Below are 6,476 nucleotides of genomic sequence, written 5' to 3'. Positions count from 1 at the left end.
TTCAACTCTTATATCTTTTTCTTCTAATACTTTCTTAATTTCAAATGCATATTCGTTAAACTTATCAGAAATAGGTAATATACTTACTTGTACAGGTGCTAACCAAACAGGAAATTTACCTGCATAATGCTCTATTAAAATTCCAATAAATCTTTCAATACTTCCAAAGATAACTTTATGTTTAAGTTTTACACTTTCAGTTCCTTCACGTACTCTGGTACATGTCAAAGATTTTAATATAATCTTCAACTCAACTTATTGATTTTACTTAAAATTTATATCAAAACATTGCCATCCCTTCCAAAAAAAATTTTTAGTTTGTTGTAGAACTCTGTAGCTACTAAAAAAATTATAATTATTTAAACTTATTTCAAAGGGTTGCCCCAGTATTTTATTTATAGAAATATTTATATACAACAAAAAACCAAAAAAGAAGAAAACCTATGAAAGCTTTTGCTAAACAAATGCATTTTAATGACTTCTTTGAAGAATTCGATAATTTAACTCAAAAATCAAATATACTTAAACTTTTTGGACAATATATTAATGTTAGCTCTTTTATTCCTTATGAATTATTATAGCTTAACTGGTCATCCTAGAAAATATCCTCTTGAAGCTTTTGTTTCTGCTTTTATTTTTAAATGTTCTTTTCTATCCCTACTGTTTCTTTATTAATAACTTTTTTGAATATTTCTAAAGATTTATGTGAAGCTTGTGGTTTTTCTTCTGCCCCTCATAAGTCTCAATTTTCTCGTTTTTTAATTAATTTTTACGATGAAATTTATCTTATGTTTCATAAATTAGTTGATGTTACTGATCCAATTTGTAGAAAAATTGATTCTTGCAAAGCATCTATTTTAATTTCAGATACTACTTAATTTGAAGGCTATGTTAAAGAAAATAATCCTAAATTCTTTGAATCTTTTCTTGAATATAGTAATAAAATCTTCTATTTTTTAAAAAACTTTGTTGACCTAAACCTTTAATTATACTCAATTTTATATAAAACCTTTGTTATATACTCGATATACCTTTAAGGCAATGCCAATTATGTCGACACTTCACTACCTGCACTTGCATTATTAAAAACTCTCCTAAATGCTACAAAAGATATAAATCCACTAATTAATATTAATGTTCCAGAAAAAATAGTTAAGATCCTAGCGTTAATTATATTCAGTAGAAAACCTGTGGAACCCATTCCAATAAGTAGGGCACCAGAATTTATGCCTTCTGCTATGCTAAAAACCCTTCCCCGTAGGTTATCTGGAACAATTTTATGTCTTATTGTTGAATAACTAACAATTTGTATAGCATCACCAAAACCTGTCATAAATATAAATACAGCAGCTATAATAATTGAATAACTTAGTCCAAAGAATATTTGAGTAATACCTGATAGAGTTAATCCTATACACCATAAGATTGGTAGACTTTTCTTTTGAGATATTTTATTCATTAGTAACGAACCAATGAATAGACCGCTACTAAAAAAAGACATTATAAAACCATATGCACTTTCAGAATTTGTTAATACTTTAATAGCAAAAATCGGTAACAAAACATTTAAAAACCCATATCCGACAATAGATAATGCATCCATAAAAATTAACGTTGAAAGTAATTTGTCACTTAAGATAGCACTAAAACCCTGTTTCAACTGTCCTGATATTGAATCCCTTTCTTTTTCAGTTGAACTTGACATTTTATTATCAGAAACTCTAATAAAAAATACAGTTAGAGCAGATATAATAAAAGTTATACTATTAATATAAAATGTAACTTTCAAATCTAAAGTTGTAATTAAAATTCCACCCACTGCAGTACCTAATAACCGCATTAGCGATGCTGTTGAACTTGATATACTATTAGCTTCTAATAATTTATCCTCCTCAACAATATTAGGAATCGTAGCGCTCTTTGCTGGTTCAAAAAGTAAAGTGAATATAGTAGCTAGAAATGCTAGTCCATACACTTGATAAACATTGGTTGTGTAAGGATACAAAAGAAATATACAAAATCGTCCTAAATCCGAAAATATCATTATTTTTTTCCTATTAAACTTATCAACTAAAATTCCAGTTACTGAACTAAATAAAATATTTGGGATAAATCTGGATACCATATAAAAGCTTACAGCAATAGGTGAATTTGTCAGTCTAAGTACCAGCAAAGGTATTGCAATTGCATTCAGCCAATCTCCTATATTTGAAATTACTTGACTAATCCAAAGCAGCCTAAAATTTTTATTCTTAAATAGAAGTTTCACATCAAATTCCTCCTTAATCTCTTACTCTTGTATTATTCATCCGACTATCTAAATCCCATATCATCCAATCAAGAATCTTTTTCGTAAATGCACATGAATACTCAGGATGTATTGTATTCAAATTACCATTTCCAATTGCATGAGAATGAGCTGTACAAATTCCACCACATACACCTAATGCAATACAGTTATGGCAATCCTTATTTGTTAGTGGGGTTCGTGTTAGCCATTCATCGTCGATTTGAAAGTTGTCATACTTAAAATGTTTAGTACCAATTAGATTAAAACAAGGTCCGAAAACTCCATCTGTATCAACTACACATGCAGCCCAGTGAATTATACATCGATACGGTCAAATTTTTTCTTCTTTAATAGCCACCTCTCTTGTCATTAATTTTGGCTTAATGCTTTTATCTTTATTATGGTCTATGTAATCTACTTCATTATCATTCTCATTAATTAAAAATCTATTTTTGATTAAATCTTCAATAAAACTCTATTCAATATTCTGAGCTACTAAAAACTCATTTAAATTCAAAAGAGTTCTAAAAAATTCAAAGATTTTTTTAAAGTAATATCTCCACATAATATTTTTTAAGATTTAATGCATTATACAAGCAATATCTCCCTTCGTTTTGCAATAAAAATATGTACTGTGATAACTTGTATTTATTATTAAACATAAACTAATATTACAATTATTAAATCTTTCTTTTTTATGGTTTATAAGAACTGCATTAAATATATTGATAATTACCCTCAAGATTGATCTCTCTTAGTCTTGATTTTCTCTGAACTTATAACAATTTGATTTTGTTTTTGTTTTTTAATCTTTATTAGAACACATTCTTACCGATATGCTCATTATAGTTATCAAAAAATATAAAATATCAACTCGTTGGAGATTTTTTCAAATTAAGAAATTGTGAGATAGGTTAGATTCCCTTGTAAAAATGTGTCGAATATAAAAAAACACCACCCATAGGCAGTTTCATATCTATAATTTCTAATATCAGCAACACCTTACAATTAACCTCTTCTTTATATAGTATCTTCTCTACTTACAACAAAATGATTTACTCAACTTCTTTACAGCTCTCTTTTCAATCCTTGATACATAAGACCTTGATATTCCTAACCTTTTAGCTATCTCTCTTTGAGTCTTACAACCTTCACTGGTTAATCCATATCTTAGTAGAATGTTTAGTTTTTCACGATCCCTAAGGCAATGTGACATTTTCTCATATAACTTTTTTACTTGGATTTTTAAATCAACTTCATCAACTACATCATCTGTGTCAGTACCTAGTATATCCATTAGGGAGATTTCGTTCCCTTCCTTATCAACTCCTATTGGGTCCTGTAATGAAACCTCTGATTTAGTCTTTTTATCTGAACGGATAGTGATTAGGATTTCATTAGCTATGTATACAGAATGCGACATCAGAACTAAATATATTTTTTGTAACAGATAAAAATTTATTTAAATTGTAACTTGTATTGTCTTAAAAATACAATTGCATTATTGTATATTAATATAATTAAGTTACAAATGTTATAAATTATAATATCGGCGTTTGTCAAGTAAGTTGTCGTATTTAATTATAAAAACATATTATTGCTTTACTTCCGATTTGCTATTGACATGGAGCCTCTGCCAACATGGTTTAAGTACCTGAAGTCATACCTATCTAAGGTATTGCCTTTAAATCAGGCTACCATGTAGGCTTCTACATATCAATGATTCGCTTCACCAAATCTCTGCCTGGCTTTGGATTAATTATTTTGACCACTAATAAGGTTTTTATATTCTTTTTCCTTTATAGGATTTAGTGATACATATTTATTTCTTTTGAAAGATTTGTAATAGTATCATTCGTTGGAGGCTCTAGTCTTTTAAGTATAGATTCTTTAAATTCTTTTGAATAACTTTTTTTCCTGTTTTTTGTCATATTAATTCTCCTTAGGTTATTTGTCGTAATTACATTATATACCATATTCTATACGATAACTATCCTAACATATAGGATACAACAGGTTTATTTATATAAGCTACTTTCATCTCATTTTTTAATTAGCATCTTTACAACATCTTAATTCAATTAAGTAGAACGTCTTTTTCGACTTTATTTAATATTTGGCAACATAAACACAGCTACTAAAGCTGCTAATCCACTCCCCATAGCACCTATTAAGAATACATACTTAATAGAAATACTCCATAGAATTCCTATTAAAATAGGTGCCAAAAAACTTAATGAGTTTCCTATTGAGGAAAGTACTCCCATAACAATAACTCCTTTTTCCTCTGAAAAACAATCATAAAAATATGCAAATGAAATAGGAGCAAGTGAATCTTTTACCATAGTTAATACTACACCTATAACAAATAATGTAATATTTTGAGTAAAAGCAAAAACAATCGCTGGTATCATGTCAAAAGCAAGATCTATTACATAAAGCCATTTTCTACCTGACATATCTGAAAAATGACCAAGAATTAAAGCCACCATAGAGTTGACAATAGTTACAGCTCCAAACATTCCCATTATCGATGAAACAGAAATTCCTAAAGATGTACCTAAAAGAGGTAAAAAATTCATCGAAGTTGCATAAAATGTAGTTCCTATTTGAATTAACGTAAATGCCCAAACTTTTTTATCTTTATATATATCTTTTATTATTTTAATTTTACTTTTCTCTTCATTACTATTTGCAGTATCTTTATTAACTTCTACTTCAGCTTTTTTCAATTTGATTTCTCTACTTAAATACGCAATTATAAATAAAGGCACTATAAAACCTATACTAAAAACCATATAAAATGAATCAACACTATATTTAGCTGTATATAATCCTCCTAAAAATAACCCAATTGAGATTGAACCAAAAAGAAATACATCTCTTAAAGCAAAATACTTTCCTCTATTTTCTCTTGCAAATGTATAATTAATTGAATTTCCAAGAGAAAAGTTAAAAATAGTCCTTCCACTTATTAGTAATAATAAAAAGAATAAAACTAAAAAATAATTTTGATCTATAAAAGCTACAGAACAACCACCAATTAAGCTAATTGCCATTGCTATAATTCCAATTTTAAAAGAATCAAATCTGTGAGCCATATATGCGACAGCACTTGGTAACACTATATGTATTATATTGTTCAAAGATAAAAAGATTCCATATACTTCTTCCCCAATTCCTTTTTGCTCAAATAAAATTGGTATTATTTGCTCTAAAGGACCATTAAAAAGAAAAAAGCTAAAATATATTAAATACACTAAAAGATAATTACGTTTTAAAACTGATTTATATGACTTAAAAAATTTTAGTTTATAAGCCCCCATTATTCCCCCACCTTTGATATTATATATTAGTTTGTTGCAGAACTCTGCAACCATTAAAAAAACTATAATTATTTATATTTATTTCAAAGGGTTTCCCCCAGTATTTCAGGTCGTGATAATTTAAACTTATCCCCCATAATTACCAAAATAGATAAAATAGAAAATATCACTTATATACAGCCCTTATGATTATTTAAAAACAAAATTTCCATTTTAAATAAACTAAAAAAAATCTTGATTGTATTCGTAAACAAAAATTATATTTTAACTTATCTACAACTTAATAAAGTATGTGATTTCCTATAAATTATAAAAAATTTCTATTATATAACATGATTTTCGATTTTTATCAATCTTTATTTATTAATTGTACTTGATTATACTTGATTTTTTTTGAAAAATCAAGTATATTTTTCCAACAATATATTGGTTATTTCGACTTTATACTACTTTTTGTAAAAAAATATGACAATTAAATAATTTTATAGATATCACAAATTATCTTCTTGAATATGAAACAAAAATAATATTAAAGCACCTATCTTCACGACAGGTGCTATTAATATTATTTCTTATTCTTAATTTCATCCAATATTCTATTAAGAAATTCTTCAATCTCAAATGCTCCTATATCTCCTTCTTCTCTTGCTCTTACAGAAACTGTTTTATTTTCTGCTTCTTTTTCCCCAACAATAAGCATATAAGGAACTTTATTAAGCTGTGCTTCTCTAATTTTATATCCTATTTTTTCTGCTCTTGTATCAACTTCAACTCTTATATCTTTTTCTTCTAATACTTTCTTAATTTCAAATGCATATTCGTTAAACTTATCAGAAATAGGTAATATACTTACTTGTACA

General features: G+C 27.3%; 7 protein-coding genes and 1 pseudogene. 1 reads left to right on the top strand and 7 read right to left on the bottom strand.

The annotated features are described in order from the left end of the window. Positions 1-228, bottom strand: a pseudogene (locus tag AB4Y15_RS13595) (threonine--tRNA ligase); the annotation flags it as partial. A gap of 215 nt (positions 229-443) precedes the next feature. Here AB4Y15_RS13595 and AB4Y15_RS13590 point away from each other — a divergent pair. Continuing rightward, positions 444-581: a hypothetical protein gene (locus AB4Y15_RS13590; protein WP_427340885.1), complete on the top strand. Its 138-nt coding sequence runs from the start codon at positions 444-446 to the stop codon at positions 579-581. Positions 582-1,048: 467 nt separating this feature from the next. Here AB4Y15_RS13590 and AB4Y15_RS13585 read toward each other — a convergent pair whose 3' ends face one another. The 6 genes from AB4Y15_RS13585 to AB4Y15_RS13560 form a co-directional block, all read right to left on the bottom strand. Next, the gene (locus tag AB4Y15_RS13585; RefSeq protein ID WP_427340884.1) at positions 1,049-2,269 is read right to left on the bottom strand and encodes an MFS transporter; all 1,221 of its coding nucleotides are present in this window, start codon (positions 2,267-2,269) and stop codon (positions 1,049-1,051) included. Between the two features lie 13 nt (positions 2,270-2,282). Then, positions 2,283-2,606 (bottom strand): SPASM domain-containing protein, encoded by a 324-nt coding sequence (locus AB4Y15_RS13580; protein WP_427340886.1) that lies wholly within the window; start codon positions 2,604-2,606, stop codon positions 2,283-2,285. 720 nt (positions 2,607-3,326) lie between these two features. Then, complete coding sequence (locus AB4Y15_RS13575; RefSeq protein WP_427340883.1) at positions 3,327-3,713, bottom strand: sigma-70 family RNA polymerase sigma factor; 387 nt, start codon at positions 3,711-3,713, stop codon at positions 3,327-3,329. Positions 3,714-4,098: 385 nt separating this feature from the next. After that, entirely contained in the window at positions 4,099-4,221 is a 123-nt protein-coding gene (locus AB4Y15_RS13570) for a hypothetical protein (protein WP_427340882.1), read from the bottom strand. A 174-nt stretch (positions 4,222-4,395) separates the two neighbouring features. Next, positions 4,396-5,616 carry an MFS transporter gene (locus AB4Y15_RS13565; protein WP_427340881.1) on the bottom strand — a complete coding sequence of 407 codons (1,221 nt, stop codon included), beginning with the start codon at positions 5,614-5,616 and terminating at the stop codon, positions 4,396-4,398. Between the two features lie 565 nt (positions 5,617-6,181). After that, a partial coding sequence (locus AB4Y15_RS13560; RefSeq protein ID WP_427340880.1) for a His/Gly/Thr/Pro-type tRNA ligase C-terminal domain-containing protein occupies positions 6,182-6,476 on the bottom strand: 295 nt, incomplete at its 5' end.

Origin of the sequence: Caloranaerobacter longqiensis, from assembly GCF_050286925.1 — a bacterium.
In the GTDB taxonomy this organism is placed as follows: Bacteria; Bacillota; Clostridia; order Tissierellales; family Thermohalobacteraceae; genus Caloranaerobacter.
This window is presented reverse-complemented; position numbering and strand designations above follow the sequence as displayed.

Excerpts from the sequence above, each read along its gene's own strand:
- AB4Y15_RS13575 (WP_427340883.1), bottom strand. The coding sequence starts at position 3,713 with ATGTCGCATTCTGTATACATAGCTAATGAAATCCTAATCACTATCCGT.
- AB4Y15_RS13565 (WP_427340881.1), bottom strand. The coding sequence starts at position 5,616 with ATGGGGGCTTATAAACTAAAATTTTTTAAGTCATATAAATCAGTTTTA.
- AB4Y15_RS13570 (WP_427340882.1), bottom strand. The coding sequence starts at position 4,221 with ATGACAAAAAACAGGAAAAAAAGTTATTCAAAAGAATTTAAAGAATCT.
- AB4Y15_RS13590 (WP_427340885.1), top strand. The coding sequence starts at position 444 with ATGAAAGCTTTTGCTAAACAAATGCATTTTAATGACTTCTTTGAAGAA.